The 18,949-nt window shown below is 67.0% G+C and carries 18 protein-coding genes; 7 read left to right on the forward strand and 11 right to left on the reverse strand.

What is annotated here, in order from left to right; translation table 11 throughout:
• The first annotated feature begins 15 nt into the window (after positions 1 to 15).
• The 6 genes from QTI05_RS19640 (at position 16) to QTI05_RS19665 (ending at position 5,587) form a co-directional block, all read left to right on the forward strand.
• A complete protein-coding gene (locus tag QTI05_RS19640; protein ID WP_286620411.1) occupies positions 16 to 927 on the forward strand; it encodes a carbohydrate ABC transporter permease in 912 nt (303 codons plus the stop codon).
• Between the two features lie 5 nt (positions 928 to 932).
• Positions 933 to 1,766 carry a carbohydrate ABC transporter permease gene (locus QTI05_RS19645; protein WP_286620412.1) on the forward strand — a complete coding sequence of 278 codons (834 nt, stop codon included), beginning with the start codon at positions 933 to 935 and terminating at the stop codon, positions 1,764 to 1,766.
• A gap of 35 nt (positions 1,767 to 1,801) precedes the next feature.
• Positions 1,802 to 3,124: an ABC transporter substrate-binding protein gene (locus QTI05_RS19650; RefSeq protein ID WP_286620414.1), complete on the forward strand. Its 1,323-nt coding sequence runs from the start codon at positions 1,802 to 1,804 to the stop codon at positions 3,122 to 3,124.
• A complete protein-coding gene (locus tag QTI05_RS19655; protein WP_286544414.1) occupies positions 3,121 to 3,978 on the forward strand; it encodes a shikimate dehydrogenase family protein in 858 nt (285 codons plus the stop codon). Before QTI05_RS19650 ends, QTI05_RS19655 begins: the two co-directional genes overlap by 4 nt.
• A 77-nt stretch (positions 3,979 to 4,055) precedes the next feature.
• On the forward strand, positions 4,056 to 5,075 hold the full coding sequence (locus QTI05_RS19660) for a Gfo/Idh/MocA family protein (RefSeq protein WP_286620416.1): 1,020 nt from the start codon (positions 4,056 to 4,058) through the stop codon (positions 5,073 to 5,075).
• Positions 5,076 to 5,158: 83 nt separating this feature from the next.
• Positions 5,159 to 5,587 (forward strand): cupin domain-containing protein, encoded by a 429-nt coding sequence (locus QTI05_RS19665; RefSeq protein ID WP_286620417.1) that lies wholly within the window; start codon positions 5,159 to 5,161, stop codon positions 5,585 to 5,587.
• A gap of 327 nt (positions 5,588 to 5,914) precedes the next feature.
• Here the strand turns inward: QTI05_RS19665 and QTI05_RS19670 are convergent, their stop codons facing one another.
• The 8 genes from QTI05_RS19670 to QTI05_RS19705 all read right to left on the reverse strand — a co-directional run bounded on the left by QTI05_RS19670 (position 5,915) and on the right by QTI05_RS19705 (position 12,788).
• Positions 5,915 to 6,736 (reverse strand): SDR family oxidoreductase, encoded by an 822-nt coding sequence (locus tag QTI05_RS19670; protein WP_286620419.1) that lies wholly within the window; start codon positions 6,734 to 6,736, stop codon positions 5,915 to 5,917.
• A 39-nt stretch (positions 6,737 to 6,775) separates the two neighbouring features.
• Entirely contained in the window at positions 6,776 to 7,627 is an 852-nt protein-coding gene (locus QTI05_RS19675; RefSeq protein ID WP_286620420.1) for a helix-turn-helix transcriptional regulator, read from the reverse strand.
• A 54-nt stretch (positions 7,628 to 7,681) separates the two neighbouring features.
• Positions 7,682 to 8,830 carry an acyl-CoA dehydrogenase family protein gene (locus QTI05_RS19680; protein ID WP_444812947.1) on the reverse strand — a complete coding sequence of 383 codons (1,149 nt, stop codon included), beginning with the start codon at positions 8,828 to 8,830 and terminating at the stop codon, positions 7,682 to 7,684.
• A 116-nt stretch (positions 8,831 to 8,946) separates the two neighbouring features.
• Positions 8,947 to 10,005, reverse strand: coding sequence for a phosphotransferase (locus tag QTI05_RS19685; RefSeq protein ID WP_286657842.1), 1,059 nt, complete (start codon positions 10,003 to 10,005; stop codon positions 8,947 to 8,949).
• 76 nt (positions 10,006 to 10,081) lie between these two features.
• Positions 10,082 to 10,459: a hypothetical protein gene (locus tag QTI05_RS19690; protein ID WP_286620424.1), complete on the reverse strand. Its 378-nt coding sequence runs from the start codon at positions 10,457 to 10,459 to the stop codon at positions 10,082 to 10,084.
• Positions 10,456 to 11,634, reverse strand: a complete 1,179-nt coding sequence (locus tag QTI05_RS19695; RefSeq protein ID WP_286620427.1) for an ABC transporter substrate-binding protein — start codon at positions 11,632 to 11,634, stop codon at positions 10,456 to 10,458. Before QTI05_RS19695 ends, QTI05_RS19690 begins: the two co-directional genes overlap by 4 nt.
• 30 nt (positions 11,635 to 11,664) lie before the next feature.
• A complete protein-coding gene (locus QTI05_RS19700; protein WP_286620429.1) occupies positions 11,665 to 12,456 on the reverse strand; it encodes an enoyl-CoA hydratase-related protein in 792 nt (263 codons plus the stop codon).
• Positions 12,457 to 12,575: 119 nt separating this feature from the next.
• Positions 12,576 to 12,788 carry a hypothetical protein gene (locus QTI05_RS19705; RefSeq protein WP_286620431.1) on the reverse strand — a complete coding sequence of 71 codons (213 nt, stop codon included), beginning with the start codon at positions 12,786 to 12,788 and terminating at the stop codon, positions 12,576 to 12,578.
• Positions 12,789 to 13,050: 262 nt separating this feature from the next.
• Here QTI05_RS19705 and QTI05_RS19710 point away from each other — a divergent pair, with 262 nt between their 5' ends.
• Positions 13,051 to 13,779 (forward strand): GntR family transcriptional regulator, encoded by a 729-nt coding sequence (locus tag QTI05_RS19710; RefSeq protein WP_286620432.1) that lies wholly within the window; start codon positions 13,051 to 13,053, stop codon positions 13,777 to 13,779.
• A gap of 62 nt (positions 13,780 to 13,841) precedes the next feature.
• Here QTI05_RS19710 and QTI05_RS19715 read toward each other — a convergent pair whose 3' ends face one another.
• The 3 genes from QTI05_RS19715 to QTI05_RS19725 are packed head-to-tail and all read right to left on the reverse strand — an operon-like array spanning position 13,842 to position 18,793.
• Positions 13,842 to 15,410 (reverse strand): long-chain-fatty-acid--CoA ligase, encoded by a 1,569-nt coding sequence (locus tag QTI05_RS19715; protein WP_286620434.1) that lies wholly within the window; start codon positions 15,408 to 15,410, stop codon positions 13,842 to 13,844.
• Positions 15,411 to 15,450: 40 nt separating this feature from the next.
• Positions 15,451 to 16,635 carry an acetyl-CoA C-acyltransferase gene (locus QTI05_RS19720; protein ID WP_286620436.1) on the reverse strand — a complete coding sequence of 395 codons (1,185 nt, stop codon included), beginning with the start codon at positions 16,633 to 16,635 and terminating at the stop codon, positions 15,451 to 15,453.
• Positions 16,636 to 16,681: 46 nt separating this feature from the next.
• Positions 16,682 to 18,793, reverse strand: coding sequence for a 3-hydroxyacyl-CoA dehydrogenase NAD-binding domain-containing protein (locus tag QTI05_RS19725; protein ID WP_286620437.1), 2,112 nt, complete (start codon positions 18,791 to 18,793; stop codon positions 16,682 to 16,684).
• Positions 18,794 to 18,949: the final 156 nt, after the last annotated feature.

Consider the following 18,949-nt stretch of genomic DNA (forward strand, 5'->3'; position numbering starts at 1 on the left):
TGTGAGGTCGTTTTTATGAATGCCATTCCCTACGCGCAGGCCGCGACTGTGGCGCAGGCGGACCCCCGACCGCCGGGCTTCTGGTCGCGTTTCGCCTGGTTTGCGCCAGCCGTCGTCGTGCTGCTGGCCGTCACCCTCTACCCGACTGCGGTGGTACTGTGGCTGAGCGTGCACCGCACGCGGCTGTATGAAGTCATCGAAGGCGTGGGCCTGGCCAACTACGTCTCGGTAATCACCTCGCCCGCTTTCATCGAACTCAGCATCAACTCATTGCTGTACGTGTTTGGTGCCTTGGCGCTGGTGCTGCCGCTGGGGCTGGCCGGCGCGTTGGCCCTGCAGAACTTGGCGCGTGGCGCGGCACTGGTGCGCACCCTGCTGCTGCTGCCCTGGACGCTTTCGATGGGCGTGGTGGGCTGCTTCTGGCTGTGGCTGCTCAACCCCTCTTATGGCCCGATCAGTTTCCTGCTGCGCTCCCTGGGCCTGGAACCCGGCCTGATGCTGGGCGACCCGTCGCTGGCTCTCGTACTGGTGATCGCCGTCACGGCCTGGTGGTCGTTTCCCTATGTGATGGTGATGATGAGCGCCTCGCTGCAAAGCATCCCGGCCGAGCTTTACGAGGCCATCGAAATCGATGGCGGCGGGCTGCGCGCACGTCTGCGCCATGCCGTGTGGCCGCACATCGCACCCACGCTGGGCAGCACCGCGCTCACCCTGGGCATCCTCTACCTCACGCTCATCACGATGATCCTGGTGCTCACCGGCGGCGGGCCACTGGGCTCCACCGCCACCTGGAGCTTCGAAGTGTTCTCCAGCGCTTTTCGCTCGGTGGACCTGTCGCCCTCGTCGGTCATCTCGGTCGTCGTGCTGCTCGTCAACCTCTTCCTTGGCTACCTCTACTCGCGCCTCACCGGACGCGTTTCGGGCTGAACACCATGCATATCCGCCGCTCCGAAAAGATGCTGTCCTGGGCGGTACTCGCCGTCCTGGTCCTGGCCGTGATGATTCCGCTGTCTTGGGCCGTGCTCACCTCGCTCAAGAGCGAGGCCAACGTCATGGCCTACCCGCCGACCTTCCTGCCGACCGATCCGAGCCTGTCCGCGTATGCAGCCGTGTTCCGGAATCAGACCTTCGGCTCCGACCTCTTCAACTCGGTGTTGTATGCGGTGGGCGCGGTGCTGCTTGCTGTGCTGCTGGCCGCACCCGCAGGCTACGCCGCGTCGCGTTTCGAGTTTCGCGGCAAGCGCACCGTGATGCTGATGATCCTGGCCACCTCCATGATTCCGGGCGTCGCGCTGCTGGTGCCCACCTACTTCCTGCTGGATGCCCTGGGCCTGCTGAACAACGCCGCCGTCATCATCGTTGTGCAGGCGGCGCGACTGGTGCCACAGACGGTGTGGTTCATGCAGAACTTCGTCGACGCCGTGCCGCGCGAGCTGGACGAGGCCACCCAGGTGGACGGTGCCAACCATTGGCAGACCTTCACCCGCATCATCCTGCCGCTGGTGCGGCCCGGCATCGCCGCCAGTGCTGTCATCGGCCTGGTCACGACCTGGAACGACTACATCACCGTCGCCGCGTTCGCCCCCGAGGTCGCCCACCGCACGATGCAGGTCGCGCTCGTCAACCAGGTGTTCGACAGCATCGGCATCACGTGGTCTTACGTCATGGCCTATGCCGTGATCTCCTCCCTTCCCATCGTCGCCATCTTCGTTCTCGCGCAGCGATGGTTCATCAACGGCCTGACCGCCGGTGCCGTAAAGGGCTAGTCCGCCCCATGCCCACTTCAATAACAGGAGACATCATGAACGAACACCCCCCGATCTGCGTGACCGAACAACAGAGCGCACCCCGCACCAGCCGGCGCATCTTCTTGGGAGGCATGGCCGCCGTGCTGGGCGCTCCGGCTGGCCGGGCCTTCGCGCAGACCACCGAGACGATCGCCTACGACACCTTCCTCGACCCGGCGAACACCAACGATCCGCGCGCGGCGGCGCAGACGCAGATGATCGCCGCCTTCGAGGCCAGCCAGCCGCGCGTGAAGGTGCGAGTCGTCGTGGATCCGGCGGGCCAGAACGGCGTGCGCGCGGCGCGCGCCAAGTCGGACAGTCCAGACGTGATCCGGGTGAACAACTTCCAGATGCCGGAGTTCGTGTCCACCGGCTCGCTGCTGTCCATCGACGAGCTGATCGCGCGCGACAAAGTGGACATCACGGACTGGCTGATCAACATTGACCAGACCCGCGTCAACGGCAAGATCTGGGGCTTGCAGCAGGACTACCGGATTCCGATCTACGTCTATCGCAAGAGCAAGTTCGATGAAGCGAAGGTCGCGACGCCCCCGCGCACGTACGAAGAGGTGAGCGCCCTCGGCCCTTTGCTGACGAAGCAGAACCAGATGGCCTACGGGGTCCCGATCGGCCTGAGCGGCGGCATCGGCGGTGCGCAGGCCTTCATGGAATTCATCGTGAGCTCCATCGTGGCGGGCAACAGCGACCCCTTCTTCGTGCCGAGCGGCCGCGAGATCGGCTTTAGCGAGAAGCGGCTGCTGCTGGCCGCCAGCATCGTCAAGGATCTGTTCCAGAAGAAGGCTGCGACACCCGTGAGCCTGCAGTTCGCCTACAACGAGCTGCAGGATGGGATGCGTGCGGGCACGGTCGCCTCCGCCACCTTCGGGCTGTACCGCTATCGCGGCCTGAAGGCGGCCGTTTCCAATGACCTGGCCTGGGCACCGGCCCCTTCGGTGGAGCCAAACGCCAAGCACGCGGTGTACGGCTTCCAGATGTGCATCAACCGCTATTCGCCGCGTCAGGCTGGCGCATGGGAATTCGTCAAGTTCATGGCCAGCCCGGCGGCGCAGGCGCTTGCGGCACGCGGCGGCGAAGTGGTGGCGCGCGCCAGTGCTTACAACGATGCCTACTTCAAGACGCCGGAAGCGCAGGACCAGCTGGGCTGGAAAGCGTTGGTCGAACAACGCGGCCGCATGGTGAACTACTCCATCATCCAGTCCACCTTCAATCAGATCTGCGGCGAAGCCTTCCAGCGCATGATCCTGAAAGACCTGCAGCCGGCCGCCGTGGCGCTCGAGGTGCGCACGCGCTACGCGGAAGCGCTGTCCAAAGCATGATGGCCCAGATCACAGGAAGCACCCGCCTCTATGGATTGGTGGGGGATCCGCTGACGACAGCCAAGTCGCCCGAACTGTTGAACCGGCTCTTCATCGAACAGCGCGCAGACGCGGTTTGCGTGCCATTCGCGGTCAAGGACGATGACCTGCCCGCATTTGTCACCGGTGCACGGGCGTTGGGGAATCTCTCCGGCGTGCTGGTCACGATGCCCCACAAGCAACGGATGCTGTCCTTTGTCGACGAACTGCATCCGACTGCTCGTCAGGTTGGCGCACTCAACGTCATCCGCTGCGACAAGGATGGGCGTTGGGTCGGGGCCATCTTCGATGGCCTCGGTTGTGTGCTTGGCATGCAGTGGGAAGGCAATGACCCGGTGAACAAGTCCGTTCTTCTCGTAGGCGCCGGAGGTGCAGGCAGAGCTATCGCATTTGCAGTCGCTTCTGCGGGGGCCCGGGCGTTGACCATCTTCGATATCGACGAGCGCCGCGCCGATGAACTCGCCACATCCGTCGCCGCCGCAACCGGTTGCACCACAAATTCCGGTTCAGCCGATCCATGCGGATTCGAGATCGTCATCAATGCCACGCCGCTGGGTATGCGCACGCACGACCCCTTGCCCGTGAATCCCGAGCGATTGGATCCCGGCAGCATCGTCGTAGACATCATCAATGCGCCCGAGCCGACGCCGCTTTGCCGCGCCGCCGATGCACGCGGTTGTCGTACCCAAGGCGGACGCCCGATGCATGAAGGGCAGGCACTGCATGCCCTTCGCTTTCTTGGATTCGATTACCGACCTGACGGTAAGTCACTACCGAACGGGCCCGAAACCACGCAGTTGTGGCCATCTGAATGAAAGGAAGATGTCATGAATAGGCTTGCCAGGGTTGCCGCAGCATGCTGTGCGGCTGGCTGCACGAGGGGAAAACACGCATGAAAGTCGCATTGCTGGAAGCCAGCCATTGGCATGTTCCGCTCTATCTTGATGCGCTCGAGACGCCCGGGATCGAGGTGGTTGCCGTTTCGGATGCGGAGCATGCCAAGGGAGAGGCAATTGCCGCGCGATTCGGGAGCAGGCTGTACTCGTCGGCCTATGAGCTGCTCGAGCGCGAGGAAGTCGATTTCGCGTTTGTGTTCGGTCGGCATTCCGAAATGCCGACGCTCGCGGAAGCGGTGATCGCGCGGCGAATTCCGTTTGCGCTGGAGAAGCCCTGCGGTGTCGCCATGTCGCAGGTTACCCGGCTGCGGAAACTGACCGAGGAAGCCGATCTTTATTGCGCGGTACCGCTCATCTTTCGCATGAGCGACCTGCTCAGCGCGGTCAACGGTGCCGAGGGCCGTGTCCCGTCGGACTTCAACTACATGTCCTTCCGTTTCATCGTAGGTCCGCCCGGTCGTTATGAAGCCGCGGGCGCAGGCTGGGCGCTCGATCCCGCGTTTTCAGGTGGCGGGTCCACGATCAATGTCGCGACGCACTTCATAGACTTCTTTAGATTGCTGACCGGCAAGGAGATCACGCGCGTCTCTGCCACCATGAACTCTCGGACGCACCGGGGCGCGATTGAGGACTACTCGTTGCTGACGATGCAAACCGAGGATGGCGTGATCGGACTCGTGGAGACCGGATACAGCTTCCCCAGCACTTCAGACGAACAGCGCGAATTCTCATTCACCCTTTCGTCCGATCGCATGTACGCGAAATCGGGCCCCGATCGGATCGAGATCCGCGACCGAACCAATCTTGCCGCCGGCACTCGGAGCCTGCGTCTCGGGCTGGAAACCGACGCCTACTACCCGCTGTTCGTCAAACGGGTGCTTTCTGAATGTCGCACCGGTGCAAAACCGATCGCGTCATTGCGCGACGCCGAGGCAATGATGCAGGTCATGGACGCGGCCTACGCTTCGGCGCGGCAAGGGGGTGCGCTCCAGACTCTTGTGCCGATTGCTGTGTGATCCGACCAACCACCCCTCGCCACCTACGCCAGCGCCGCGCATCTCTATCGCAGTCGCTGAGCAATCAACTGAAAGGAAATTCGATGAGCAAGACTGCGCGATACCCAGGTCCATTGCCGCTTGACCAGGCGAAATCCAAATTTGTTCTCACCCCTCTCGAGGACAACCGCTTTCATCGGGATGGTCCTCGCGCCAATGTTGAGTACCGGGATCTCGGAATGGCGGATGCTTCAGGTGGTCGCATCAGCGCCAAGCACATCCGCGCTGTCCAGCCGTTCGGCAAGGAGACCGGTTGGCATTGGCACGACATGACCGCGCACTTCGTTTACGTGCTGAAAGGTTGGGTCGAATTCAGGTTTGACGGCATACCCGAACCGGTGACCGTCGTTGCCGGCTCTTGCCTCAGTCAGCCCGCCGGAGTGGCGCACAACGTCATTCGACAGTCTGACGACCTCGAGCTGATAGAGATCAACACGCCCGCAGACTATGTGACGGTCGAATGTTCTCTCTGAGCGGCCGCGACGTCAGTCGGCACGACGGGAACGCCGAACTCCGTCGAACTTTCGACAAGGACATCCTGCCCACGATCGGGGCCTTGCCTGTGCGGGAAGTGGATGACGCGGAGTGCCGCAAGCATGAGCCGCAAGGGCAACTGCTTTGACAATGAGGTGATCGAGCGCTTCTTCGGTACGCCAAAAGCCGAGTACTTTGCTCTTGGAGCGCGGATTGCGCGAGCTCAGCCCCGCGGAATACCGGCTGCGAAGCACCGCCTGATAGGCGGGATCGTGACTGTCCAACGTCTGGGGGCCAGTTCAATGCCAGGGCGATTCAAGTGAACGCTATGCGACCCATGAAGTTGAAAGCGATCTGCCCGCCGCTTCGAGTGCAGGCTTGACGCTCTCAAACGCGCCGCCGCCGTCACAGGGCACGATCGCGCCGGAGATGTAAGCCGCATAGGGCGAGGCCAGGAACAGCGCTAGATTGGCGATGTCGTCGAGCGAACCGAAGCGCTGCAGCGGCACCTGGGTGCGCGCGAACTCGCGGTCTTCGGGGGTCGGCGCCATGAGCTTGCGGAAGCCCTCGGTGCCGTCGATCGGGCCTGGCGAGATCGAATTGAGCCGCACGCCCTCGCCGCCCCACTCCAGCGCGAGCACGCGCGTGAACTGGTCGACGCCGGCCTTGGCCGCGCTCGCATGCGCCTGGTAGCGCATCGGCACGAAGGACTGTGGCGCGGTGATGTTGATCACCGCCCCGCCCGGCTTGCGCAGGTGCGCATGCGCCTGACGCAGCACGTGGAAGGTGCCGACCAGGTCGATGTCCACCACCACCTTGAAGCCGTTGGACGACATGTCCTTGGCCTCGCACAGGAAGTTGCCCGCGGCGCCCGAGATCAACACGTCGATCGGGCCGAACCTGGCCACCGACTCGGCGAAGGCCCTGCCCACCGCGTCGAAGTCGCGCACGTCCGCCACCACCCCATGCACGGCGCCGCCGTGGCGGCCCAGCGAATCCACGGCCGCATCCACGTTCTCGCGCTTGCGGCTGGCCACGGTCACGCGCGCGCCCTGGCGCGCGAAGGCCTCCGCGATGCCGAAGTTGATGCCCGTGGTGCCGCCGAAGACGACGACGTGACGGTCCGTGAAATCAATGCCAAGCTGCATGGGTGCTCTGTGTCGGTGAAGGAAAGGGGCGTGCCGCCGTCAGTTGAAGCCCGAGCGCGGCGATGCGGCCGCGCCGCTGCCGTACAGCGCCAACCGGCGGCAACCCGCGAAGATCGACTTGGGCGTGAGGCCGTAGATCTGGCGGATCGAATGGCTGAAGTGCGTCGCGTCGGGATAGCCGACGTCCAGCGCGATGTTCGTGAGGTTGGCGTTCTGCGTCACGTAGTAGAGGACGCTGCGCGCGCGCTGCCAGGTGCGGAAGCTGCGGAACGGCGAGCCCACCTCGACCTTGAACAGGTGCAGGAAGCGCGACACCGACAGGTGGCAGGCCACCGCGCACTCCTCGGCCGAGGTGTGGCTGTTAGGGTCGCACTTGATCTTGTCGACCACCGCGTCCACGCGCTTGTCGATCGCGCGGGCCGGCAGCGCGCCGCCGAAGAAGTTCTCGTCGAATTCCTCGGTGCGCGCGTACTGGCGCGTGGCGCAGCGCTTGAACCTGTCCAGCGCATCGCGCATGGTCGCGAGCGCCTCGGCGTCGTGCACCGCGCCGCGGCCGGTTCGGATGTGCTCGGGCAGGTCGCGCAGGCGCACGGTCTCCGACTCGATCAGGATGTTGCAGATCATCCGGTCCTCGGACTCGATGCGGTGGCCCACGTAGGGCGGCACGACCGACAGCAGCGTCTCCTCCCACTCGCCGCCGTCCACGCAGATGCGGTGCGGGCTGCGCAGCGACACGTAGATGCTGAAGGCGCCGAAGGTGCGCACCGACGGCACGCCCAGCAGACCGACATAGAGCACGCGATCGGCGTTCAGCCACATCACGCGCTCAGAGAGCGCTGGAGAGGTGCCCCGCGAGGGCTGCAATTGGCTCGGATCGATCTGAATCTGCATGGTGTTGTCTCCTGTTTATATCGGCCGCCCCGCGTCAAGGCTTGCGTCAAGTGGTCAACGGTACTTGGCGAGCTCCAGTTTGCCAAGCTGCGCGCAATGCACCTCGTCCGGGCCGTCGGCCAAGCGCAGCAGGCGCGCCGTCGCGTAGGCCGAGGCGATGCCCAGATCGTTGTTGGTGCCGCCGCCGCCGTGCGCCTGGATCACCCAGTCGATCACCTGGCAGGCCATCTGCGGCGCCGCCACCTTGATCATCGCGATGTCGGCCTTGGCGACCTTGTTGCCCACGGTGTCCATGCGGTGCGCGGCGTTGAGCGTGAGCAGGCGCGACTGCTCGATCAGGATGCGCGAGTGCGCGATGCGCTCGAGCGTCACGCCCTGCTGCGCGATGGTTTTGCCGAAGGCCACGCGCGACAGGCTGCGCTTGCACATGCGCTCGAGCATGCGCTCGGCCAGGCCGACCAGCCGCATGCAGTGGTGGATGCGCCCCGGGCCGAGCCGGCCCTGCGCGATCTCGAAGCCCCGGCCCTCTCCCAGCAGCATGTTCGAGGCCGGCACGCGCACGTTCTCGAACAGCACCTCCGAGGCGCGGTCCGGCACGCCGTAGAAGCCGAACACCGCAATGGGCCGCACCACCTTCACGCCGGGCGTGTCCATGGGCACAAGGATCATCGACTGCTGCTTGTGGCGGTCGGCGTTGTCCGGGTCGGACTTGCCCATGAAGATGCCGATCTTGCAGCGCGGGTCGGTGGCGTTCGTGGTGTACCACTTGTGCCCGTTGACAATGTAGTGGTCGCCGTCGCGCACGATGCTCGACTCGATGTTGGTCGCGTCGCTCGAGGCCACGCCCGGTTCGGTCATCGCGAAGCAGGAGCGGATTTCACCCGCCAGCAAGGGCTTGAGCCAGCGCTCCTGGTGCTCGGGCGTGCCGTAGCGCGCCAGCACTTCCATGTTGCCGGTGTCGGGCGCCGAGCAGTTGAAGACCTCGGGCGCGAGGTGCGAGCGGCCCATGATCTCGCACAGCGGCGCGTACTCGAAGTTGGTCAGGCCCGCCCCGTGCGCCGACTCGGGCAGGAACAGGTTCCACAGGCCGGCCGAGCGCGCCTTTGGCTTGAGCTCGTCGAGCACAGGCGCGACCTTCCAGGGGCCCAGCGTCTCGGCCTCGCGGTAGTAGCGCTCCTCGTTGGGATAGATATGTTCTTCCATGAACGCGACGAGGCGCTTCTGCAGATCCTGAACCTTGGGCGAGAACTCGAACACATGAACCTTTCTGGGTGGCGTATTGCCGATGGCGCGGTGCGCGGAAAGAAGGAGGTGCGCCGCTAGCGCTCGCCGCATGGGAAATGGGCTTCGACCTGGCGCCAGGCGGCCTCAGCGATGGGCCGCGCCTTGGCGCCCGTCTCGCGCGCCTCGGCGCTCGAGGCCGTGCCGTCCAGCGCGCGCTTCAGGATGCCCTGCAGGATCGCGGCCAGCCGGAACATGCTGTAGGCCAGGTAGAACTCCCAGTGCGCGGGATCGACCGGCGCGCGGCCGGTGCGTCGGCAGTAGGCGTCGAGGTAGCTGCGCTCGTCGGGAATGCCCAGCGCGGCATGGTCGACGCCGGCCATGCCGCGGAACTGCGCGGCCGTCAGCCGCCAGGGCAGCGCGTGGTAAGCGAAGTCCGCTAGCGGATGGCCCAGCGTCGACAGTTCCCAGTCGAGCACAGCCAGTACGCGCGGCTCGCTCGGGTGGAAGATCATGTTGTCGATGCGCAGGTCGCCATGGAAGATGCAGGTCTCGTCGCTGGGCGGCACGTGCGCGGGCAGCCATTCGATGAGCCGCTCCATCGCCGGGATCGGCTCGGTGACCGAGGCCTGGTACTGCGCGGTCCAGCGGCCGATCTGGCGCGCGACGAAACCGCGGCTGCGACCGTAGTCTGCCAACCCGACCGCGGCCGGGTCCACGCCGTGCAGCGCGGCCACCACGCGGTTCATGTCGTCGTAGATCACGCCGCGCTCGGCGCGCCCGCAACCGGGCAGGGCCGGGTCCCAGAGCACGCGGCCCTCGACGAAGGCCATCACGTAGAAGGGCGTGCCGATCACCGAGGCGTCGGCGCAGTAGCCCAGCGCGCGCGCCACCGGCACCTCGCTGCCGCCCAGCGCGGCGATCACGCGGTACTCGCGGTCGATCGCGTGGGCCGAGGGCAGCAGTTCGCCGTCCGGCTTCTTGCGCAGCACGTAGCGCGTGGCGGCCGCGTCCGTCAGCAGGTAGGTCGGGTTCGACTGGCCGCCCTTGAAGCGCTGCAGCGTCGCAGTGCCGCGAAAGCCCGGGATGTGGGCCTGCAGCCACGTCGACAGCGCCTGCAGGTCGATGGCCCTGGGGGTGTCGGGGGATGGAATCACAGCCGCTTCATTCAACATTCACGACCTCTCGTGCGAAGAATGGTATGGCATTATTGTCTGACAATCTACCAGAGGGTTACGCCGACGATCGCCTGCGCGACAGTGCAAGAGCGGGCCCGCCCCTGGCACCGGTTTCAGTCGCGGAAGGTGGGCGCGCGGCGCGCCGGGCCTCGTCCAGGTCCTCGGAATACAGCATCGCGGCGTTCCAGGTGGCGATGTAGTTGAGGCCATCGGCCACCGGCCGATCGCGTACGTAGGAAATCATTTCCTTGGTGCCGCGCAGGCACAGCGGCGACTTGCGGTTGGCATCCTCGTCGAGCGTGCGGAAACTGGTGCGGTGCCCGCCTTTGACCAACGCGGCGCACGCGCCGAAGCGGCGTGTCGCGCGGTGCAGCACGTCCCCGAGCGCCACGCGGCCGATGCGCCGCCGCGGCGCCAGGTCCAGGGCTTTCACTTCGATATGCCGACCGGTTCGAGGTACTCGCTCGCCAGCACCCACTTGCCGTTGACGATCTGGGTCATGCGCACCTTCTGGTTGCTCAGCCGGTTGTCCTTCGAGACGTTGAAGCCCGGGTTGCCCAGCGCGTCGGGGCCAAGCTTGGTGGCTTCCATCGCGGCGTTGAAGCTCTCGGCTGTGAGCTTCTTGCCGGCCTTGTCCGCCACCTTGGCGAAGGTCGTCATCGCGTAGTAGGCATACATTGAGTACAGGCCCGGGTCGTCGCCGAAGCGTTTCTTGTAGGCCGCGGACCATTCGCGCACCGCCGGGTTGGCATCGTCAGCATAGGGCAAGGGAATGAAGGTCGCGCCGTACACGCCTTCCATGGTCGCGCCGCCCAGGGTGGGCACCTGCTGCGAGTAGTTGGCCGCCGTGCCCAGGAAGTCGGGGCTGAAGCCGATCTTGCGCGCCTCGCCCACCGATCCGATGAATTCGCGCAGGGTCGAGGCGTTGAAGACCAGGTCGCAGTTGGCCGACTTGAGCCGCGCCATCTGCGACGAGAAATCGGTGGCGCCGCGCTTGTAGGTGGTCTTCTCGGCCACCGCCATGCCCTTGGCCTTGAGGTAGGCCTCGACGCCCTCGAAGGCTTCGCGGCCGTAGTCGTCGTCCTGGTAGATCACGCCGACGCGCTTGTACGGCTTCTTCTTCATCATGAAGTCGAGCGTCGAGGCCGACATCGAGAAGTACGACGGCGCAAGCGCGACCTTGTACGGGCTCGGCGGTTCGTACAGGTCCTTCGAGGCGCCCTGCGGCATGAAGTTGAAGACCTTGTTCTCGATCAGAAAGGGCAGCGCCGCCATGTTGGTCGCGGTGCCCAGATGCCCGAGGATCGCGAACACATTCTCCTGTGTGATCAGCTTCTGCGCGGCCAGCACCGCGCGCTTGGGCTCGTAGCCATGGTCCTCGACCACCAGCCGGATCTTGCGGCCCTGGATGCCGCCCTTGGCGTTGATCTCCTCGACGGCCATGTTCATGCCGTTGCGGGACTCCTTGCCGTAGTTGGCGATTGGGCCCGACAGGTCGGTGATCGTGCCCAGCACGATCTCGCTGTCGCTCACTCCCCTGCCTTGGGCAAGGGCGTGGCCGGCTGCTCCGAGCAGCAGGGCCGTGGTGATCAGGTTTCTACGCAACATCGATGTCTCCTTCTTTGGGTGGTGATCGGCTCAGGAAGGCTTGCGACCGAAGACCGGCGCCCGCTTCTCGGCAAATGCGGTGACGCCCTCGACCGCATCGGCCGTGCGGCCCGATGCGACCATGGCGCAGTGTTCGTGGTCCAGGTGCTCGGCCAGCGAATGCAGCGGCGCAGTGTCGACCAGCCGCTTGGTGCGCCCGAGCGCGCCCGTGGCGCCGCGGGCCAACGACGCGATCAGTTCGGCAGCGCGGGCACCCAACTCTGCATCGGGCCAGACCGCCGAGACGATGCCCCAGTCGAGGCAGCGCTGCGCCGACAGCGGCTCGTTGGTCAGGAAGATCTCCTTGGCGCGCGCCACGCCCACGCGGCGTGCGAGGAACCACGAGGCGCCCACGTCGGGCGTAAGGCCGATGGCCGAGTAGCCGCCGCGCAGCTTCATCGATTCCGCCGCCAGCACGATGTCGGCGCACAGCGCAAGGCCGATGCCGCCGCCGCCGATGGGCCCGTTGAGCGAGCTCACCACCGGGATCGGCAGCCCCGAGAGGCGTTCGATCGCGCGGTGCAGCGGCGGGATGTGCGAGTCGAGCAGCGTGCCGATGTCGTCGCGCGAGCGCACGAAGTCGTCGATGTCGCCGCCGCCGCAGAAATGCCGGCCCTCGGCGCGCAGCAGCAGCGCGCGCACGGTGGCGTCCTCGGCCACCGCCTCGACGGCCGCGATCAGCGCGGCGGCAAGTTCCAGGTCGAGCACGTTGGCGCGCTCGGGGCGGTTCAGCGTGATGACGGCGATACCGTCGCGACGGTCCAGCAGCACGGCGGAAGACATCGGGGAGACCTTTCGGATCGCGACTTCGGCGACATGCCCGCAGCGTAGGCGGGGTCCGGAGGAGCGTCTTGTGTCCAGACGCTGCGGCCTGCGCCGCCCTCCCCCGGAGAAACACCATGTCAGATCGGCGAGATGCCGTGCCGCTTGTCGGGGCGGCCGCGGCTGGCCTTGCGCGGCAGGCAGCGCGCGGAGGTGGCGGCGATCACCGAGCGCGTGCCGCGCGGATCGATCACGTCGTCGATGCCGAAATGCCCGGCCGCATGCAGCGCGAGCAGCTGCTCGCGCTTCTCGGCCGGCACAGGTGCCGCGTTCACCTGCTTCTGGTAGGCCACGCAGAGATCGGCGTCGAAGCTGCGGCCGCCGTGCCAGCGGTGGCAGGTCCATGACGTCTTGTGGCTTACGAAGCGGGGTGTCTCCTTCGATGCAACGGCAGTGGCCGAACGACGCCTGTTGACCCTGGATTGTCTGGACTTATTGCCCGACAATCAATGCTTGGTCACCGTGCTTTCCCTTTGAGGCATCGGGTCGGCTGCTCCTAAAATCGAGGCGTCCTTCGGCGTTCCGGCCGTTCCTCATCCGCACCGCGCGAGCCGCATGAACAACACAGAGAAAGCATCCGCCTTCCGGCCCGAGGCCGCCAGGGAGAAGGCGGCCGAGGAGAAGACCGCGCATCCGCGCAGCACCCCCGACCGCGTGGCCGACGCCATCAGCAAGGGCATCCTGATGCGCCGCTTCACGGTCGGCCAGCGGCTGATCGAGGCCGACCTCACGCGCGACCTGGGCGTGAGCCGCAGCACGGTGCGCGAGGCGCTGCGCATCCTCGCCTCGAGCGGCGTGGTCGACCTCACGCCGCACCGCGGCGCGGTGATCCGCTCGCTCTCGCGCGAGGACGCGGCCAGCCTACTGGGCGTGCTGGAAGTGCTATCAGGCCTTGCGGCCCGGCTGGCTGCGGCCAACATCGGCGTCGGCCAGAACGCGCGTCGCTTCGAGGCCGCGGCGCAGAAGCTGATCCACGCCGAGAGCCCCGAGGCGCTCGACCGCATACTCGACGAGCGCGCCAACTACTACAAGGTGATGTTCGAGATCGCCAACAGCAGCGAGCTCGACCGCGTGCTGCCGCAGGCGCGCGCCCACCTGTTCCGCGCGCAGTTCTACCACTCGCTCACGACGGCCGACCTGCGCTCGATGGTGGCCGAGTACCGCGCCATCACCGAGGCGATCCTCGAGGGCGACCAGGACAAGGCCGAAAAGCGCATGCGCCGGCACCTGCAGAAGTCGGGCGAGCGCACGCTGCCGCGCATGTCGGACTTCAGGCTGAACTGAGCGCTCAGCGGCCTTGCCACTGCGCGGGCCGCTTCTGCGCGAAGGCCGCGGCGCCCCAGTGCCTAGCCCACGGCGCGCTCCTGCCCCTTCCAGTAGGGCTCGCGCAGCACGCGCTTCAGTACCTTGCCGCTGGGGTTGCGCGGTAGCGCCTCGACGATGTCGACGCTCTTGGGGCACTTGTAGTGCGCGAGGTTGGCGCGCATGAAATCGATGATGTCGCGCGCATCGGCGGTGGCGCCGGGCCGCAGCACCACGCAGGCCTTGACCGCCTCGCCCCAGGTCGCATCGGGCACGCCGATGACCGCGCCGTCGGCCACGGCGGGGTGCTGCATCAGCACGTTCTCGACCTCGGCCGGGTAGATGTTCTCGCCGCCCGAAAGGATCATGTCCTTGATGCGGTCGTTAATGTAGAGGTAGCCGTCCTTGAGGTAGCCGGCGTCGCCCGAACGGAACCAGCTGCCGTTGGCGTTGCGGCCCTCGGGGTAGGCCGCGGCCGTGGCCTGCGGGTTGCGCCAGTACTCTTTCAGGTTGCGGTCGGACTCGATCCAGATCTCGCCGACCTCGCCGTCGGGCAGGTCCTGCAGGCCGGTCGGGTCGACGATGCGCAGCCGCCCGCCGCCGATGGGCCGGCCCGCCGAGCGCAGCAGTTCGGCGTTCCCCGCGCGGTGGTCCGCGGGAAACAGGAAGGTCGCGGGCCCCGAAACCTCCGTCAGGCCGTAAACCTGCAGGAAGTCGCAGCCGAAGACCTGGAAGGCCTGCTGCAGCACCGTCTCGCTCACCGGCGATCCGCCATAGGCCATGAGCTGCAGCGTGCCGAAGTCGTGCGACTTCGCATCGGGCACCTGCAGCATGAAAAGGATCATCGCGGGCACCACGAAGGTGTGCGTGATGCCGTGCTGCGCGAAGGCCCGCAGGTAGGCCTTGGGATCGAACTCCGCGTAGGCCGAGGTCTGGCCGCCCGTGTAGAGCGTGAGCAGCAGCATCGTCATGCCCGCGACGTGGAACACCGGCAGCGGGTTGCCCAGCACGTGGCGGTGGTCGAACTTCCACTCCTTGGACACCACGCGCGAGGTCGAGAGCAGCCCCGCATGCGAGAGCACGATGCCCTTGGGCAGGCCGGTCGTGCCCGAGGAGTACAGCTGCAGCGCGGCATCGTGCGTGCCGGCCGCCACCGGCGTGAACGCATCGGATGCGCCTGCGTACCAGTCGGCCAGCGAGAGCACGCCGCCCGTGGCCGCGCCGGTGCACACCAGCGTCTTCACGCCCGGCATGTCGGCCTTCTCCACCGCCGGCAGGAACTCTGCATCGGCCATGAGGAACGGCGCCTCGCCGTTGTTGACGATGTATTCGATCTCGCGCGCCGACAGCCGCCAGTTGACCGGCATGCACACCGCGCCCAACTTGCACGCGGCCAGCGTGACGAGGATGCATTCGATGTGCTGCTTGGTCAGCAGCGCGACGCGCGTGTCGCGCTGCACGCCTGCCGCGGCCAGCGCGTTGGCGATGCGGTTGGTGTGGGCCTCGACGTCGCGGTAGCTCAGGCGCCGCTCGCCGTTGCGGTAGGCGATCGCGTGGGGGCGCTCGGCCAGTTGCCGTTTCAGGCTGTCGATCAGGGTCTGGTCCTGCTGCATGTTCTGTCTCCGTCTCTTTTTTCTTCTGGGTCCCGATGGCTCAGGCCACCTCGAACAGCGCCGCCGCGCCCATGCCGCCGCCCACGCACATCGTGGCCACCACGTACTTCACGCCGCGGCGCTTGCCTTCGATCAGCGCATGGCCGACCACGCGTGCGCCGGTCATGCCGTAGGGATGGCCGATCGAGATGCCGCCGCCGTTCACGTTGTATTTCTCGGGATCGATGCCCAGCCGGTCGCGGCAGTACAGCACCTGGCAGGCGAAGGCCTCGTTGAGCTCCCACAGGCCGATGTCGTCGACCGCGAGCCCGTGCTGCTTGAGCAGCTTGGGGATCGCGTAGACCGGCCCGATGCCCATCTCCTCTGGCGCGCAGCCCGCGACCGACATGCCGCGGTAGCTGCCCAGCGGCGCCAGGCCGCGGCGCTCGGCCAGGCCGCGCTCCATCACCACGCAGGCCGAGGCACCGTCGGACAGCTGGCTCGCGTTGCCCGCGGTCACCGCGCCGCCCTCGATCACGGGCTTGAGCGACATCAGCCCCTCGAGCGTCGTCTCGGGACGGTTGCCCTCGTCGCGGTCGAGCGTGACTTCGCGGTACGACACTTCCTTGGTCGCCTTGTCCACCACCGCCATGGTGGTGGTGAAAGGCACGATCTCGGCATCGAAGCGGCCGGCAGCCTGCGCCGCCGCCGTGCGCTGCTGCGAAGCGAGCGAGTAGTGGTCCTGCGACTCGCGCGAGATGCCGTACTTCTTCGCGACGACCTCGGCCGTCTGCAGCATCGGCATGTAGGCGTTGGGGGCGCGCGCGATCAAGCGCGGGTCCTTCTCCTTCGCGACCCAGGCCATGTAGGCCTCCTGCACCGCGGAGATGTTGTCGTGGCCGCCCGCGATCACGATGTCCATGCCATCGACCATCACCTGCTTGGCCGCGGTGGCGATGGCCATCAGACCCGAGGCGCACTGGCGGTCCATGGTCTGGCCCGATACCGTGACGGGCAGCCCGGCCGCGAGCACCGCCTTGCGCGCGAGGTTCATGCCGGCCGTGCCGCCGGTCAGCACGCAGCCGATGACCGCGTCCTCGATCTCGGCGCCGTCGACCTTGGCGCGCTGCACCGCGTGCGAGATGGCGTGGGCCAGCATCGACGGCGACCTGGTGTGGTTCAGCGCGCCCTTGTAGGCACGGCCGATGCCGGTGCGTGCGGTGGAAACGATGACGGCTTCTTTCATGGGATTCTTTCTGTGATGTCGGGTGGGTACGAAGGCAGCGGGCCGCTCAGGCGCCCCAGTCGGACAGGCGCAGGCCATCGCGCGCCAGCGAAGCCAGCAGCGGCGACACGGTCCAGTAGCCGAAGGCATTGCCGCGCGTGCGGCCTTGGTGCGCGAGCCGGTCGACGATGGCAGCCAGGCCGATGCGGTCGGCCATCCAGAGCGGGCCGCCCTGGTGGTCGGGAAAGCCGTAGCCCGCGGTCCAGACGATGTCGATGTCGCCGGGCCGGTAGGCGATGCCCTCCTCCAGGATCTTCGCGCCCTCGTTGACCAGCGGATAAAGCAGCCGTTCGACGATTTCCTCGGCGCCGATGTCCATGCGCCGCGCGATGCCGTGGGCCTTGGCCATCTCGGCCGCGATGCGCGCGGTCTCGGGGTCATCCACGGGCTTGCGGCCGTCGTAGCGGTAGTAGCCGGCGCCGGTCTTCTGGCCGAAGCGGCCCAGTTCGAACATCCGGCGCACCATCGCGCGGTAGCTGTCGTCGGGCGGCAGGCCGCCGGCCTTGCCGTATTCGATGACGGTCTTGGCGCCCACGTCGATGCCGGCCATGTCGAGCATGCGGCACGGGCCCATCGCCATGCCCAGCGCCTCGACCGCGCCGTCGATCTGCGACGGGCTCGCGCCTTCCATCATCAGGAACTCGGCCTCGCGCATGTAGACCTCGGCCATGCGGTTGCCAATGAAGCCGTAGCACACGCCCGACACCACCGCCACCTTGCCGATGGTGCGCGCCAGCTGCATCACCGTGGCCAGCACCTCGGGCGCGGTGTGCTCGCCGCGCACCACCTCGAGCAGGCGCATCACGTTGGCCGGGCTGAAGAAGTGCATGCCGACCACGTCGGCTTGGCGTCCCGTGGCCGCGGCCAGCACGTCGACGTCGAGCGTCGAGGTGTTGGTCGCGATGATCGCGCCGGGGCGGCAGACCTGGCCGAGCCGCGCGCAGACCTGCTTCTTGAGTTCCATGTTCTCGAACACCGCCTCGATCACCAGGTCGCAGGCGCCCAGCGCCGCATCGTCGAGCGTGCCGCGCAGCAGTGCCATGCGCTGCGCGACCTGTGCATCGGTGAGCCGGCCCTTGGCCGCGCTGGCCTCGTAGTTGGCCCGGATCAGGCCCATGCCGCGGTCCAGCGCGGCCTGCGTGGCCTCGACCAGCACCGTCGGGATGCCGGCGCTGGCGAAGTTCATCGCGATGCCGCCGCCCATGGTGCCCGCGCCCAGGATGCCGATGCTGCGCACCGGGCGCAGCGCCACCTCGCGCGCCAGGCCCGGGATCTTCGCGGCCTGGCGCTCGGCGAAGAACAGGTGGCGCATGGCCTGCGACTCGCGCGAGACGCGCAGTTCCTCGAACAGCCGCGCCTCGGCCGCCTCGCCTTCGGCGAAGGGCAGCGTGGCCGCGGCCTGCACCGCCCGCACGATGTTGCGTGCCGAGGGGTAGAAGCGCTTGCGCGTCTCGGCCTCGTGCAGCGCCTGCGCGAAGAAGTCCGCGGGCAGGCCTTCGTCGGGCACCGCGCGCTCGCTGGTGCGGCGCGCGCCGGCGCCCTTGGCCAGCAGCTGCTGCACGAAGGCCAGGCCGACCTCGAGCGCCGTGCCCTCGTGCACTTCGTCGACGATGCCCGCGGCGCGCGCGGCTTCGGCGCCGATGCTGCGGCCCGAGGCGATCAGGTCGAGTGCGAGCTTCACGCCCGTGAGGCGCGGCAGCCGCTGCGTGCCCAGCGAGCCCGGCAGGATGCCGAGCTTGACTTCGGGCAGGCCCAGCTTCGTGGACGGCAGCGCCACGCGCCAGTGGCAGGCCAGCGCTAGCTCGAGCCCGCCGCCGAGCACGGTGCCGTGCAGCGCCGCTACTACCGGGCGGTCGAGCGCCTCGATGCGCGCGAGCGTGCCGTTGAATAGCGCAGCCGAGAAATCGGGGTCGTCGAAGGAACGGATGTCGCCGCCCGCCACGAAGGTGCGGCCGCTGCTGTGCAGCAGCAGCGCACGGTACGCGCGATCGGCCTCGAAGGCCTTCACCGCCGCGTCCAGGCCGGCGATCACGGCGGGCGACAACGCGTTCACCGGCGGGTTCGAGATGGTCAGCACCGCGATATCGCCGTGCCGCTCGAGAGAGACGATTTCAGTCATGGAAAAGGCGCTGCGAAGTCATCGGGGAAGGCTAGCAATGGGGTTTTCACGTCTCTTGCGTCAACTCGCTGATCGGCTCGAGATTGACCTGGGCCGCACCAGCAGCTTGATCTGCGTGGTGGGCCGGCGCAGCGCTTTCTGATCCTCACGCACGCC

The organism is Variovorax fucosicus, from assembly GCF_030316825.1.
Classification (GTDB): domain Bacteria; phylum Pseudomonadota; class Gammaproteobacteria; order Burkholderiales; family Burkholderiaceae_C; genus Variovorax; species Variovorax fucosicus.

Bases quoted from the DNA above. Each gene is read 5' to 3' on its own strand.
- QTI05_RS19640 (WP_286620411.1), top strand. From the start codon at position 16: ATGAATGCCATTCCCTACGCGCAGGCCGCGACTGTGGCGCAGGCGGAC.
- QTI05_RS19645 (WP_286620412.1), top strand. From the start codon at position 933: ATGCATATCCGCCGCTCCGAAAAGATGCTGTCCTGGGCGGTACTCGCC.
- QTI05_RS19650 (WP_286620414.1), top strand. From the start codon at position 1,802: ATGAACGAACACCCCCCGATCTGCGTGACCGAACAACAGAGCGCACCC.
- QTI05_RS19655 (WP_286544414.1), top strand. From the start codon at position 3,121: ATGATGGCCCAGATCACAGGAAGCACCCGCCTCTATGGATTGGTGGGG.
- QTI05_RS19660 (WP_286620416.1), top strand. From the start codon at position 4,056: ATGAAAGTCGCATTGCTGGAAGCCAGCCATTGGCATGTTCCGCTCTAT.
- QTI05_RS19665 (WP_286620417.1), top strand. From the start codon at position 5,159: ATGAGCAAGACTGCGCGATACCCAGGTCCATTGCCGCTTGACCAGGCG.
- QTI05_RS19670 (WP_286620419.1), bottom strand. From the start codon at position 6,736: ATGCAGCTTGGCATTGATTTCACGGACCGTCACGTCGTCGTCTTCGGC.
- QTI05_RS19675 (WP_286620420.1), bottom strand. From the start codon at position 7,627: ATGCAGATTCAGATCGATCCGAGCCAATTGCAGCCCTCGCGGGGCACC.
- QTI05_RS19680 (WP_444812947.1), bottom strand. From the start codon at position 8,830: ATGGAAGAACATATCTATCCCAACGAGGAGCGCTACTACCGCGAGGCC.
- QTI05_RS19695 (WP_286620427.1), bottom strand. From the start codon at position 11,634: ATGTTGCGTAGAAACCTGATCACCACGGCCCTGCTGCTCGGAGCAGCC.
- QTI05_RS19700 (WP_286620429.1), bottom strand. From the start codon at position 12,456: ATGTCTTCCGCCGTGCTGCTGGACCGTCGCGACGGTATCGCCGTCATC.
- QTI05_RS19710 (WP_286620432.1), top strand. From the start codon at position 13,051: ATGAACAACACAGAGAAAGCATCCGCCTTCCGGCCCGAGGCCGCCAGG.
- QTI05_RS19715 (WP_286620434.1), bottom strand. From the start codon at position 15,410: ATGCAGCAGGACCAGACCCTGATCGACAGCCTGAAACGGCAACTGGCC.
- QTI05_RS19720 (WP_286620436.1), bottom strand. From the start codon at position 16,635: ATGAAAGAAGCCGTCATCGTTTCCACCGCACGCACCGGCATCGGCCGT.
- QTI05_RS19725 (WP_286620437.1), bottom strand. From the start codon at position 18,793: ATGACTGAAATCGTCTCTCTCGAGCGGCACGGCGATATCGCGGTGCTG.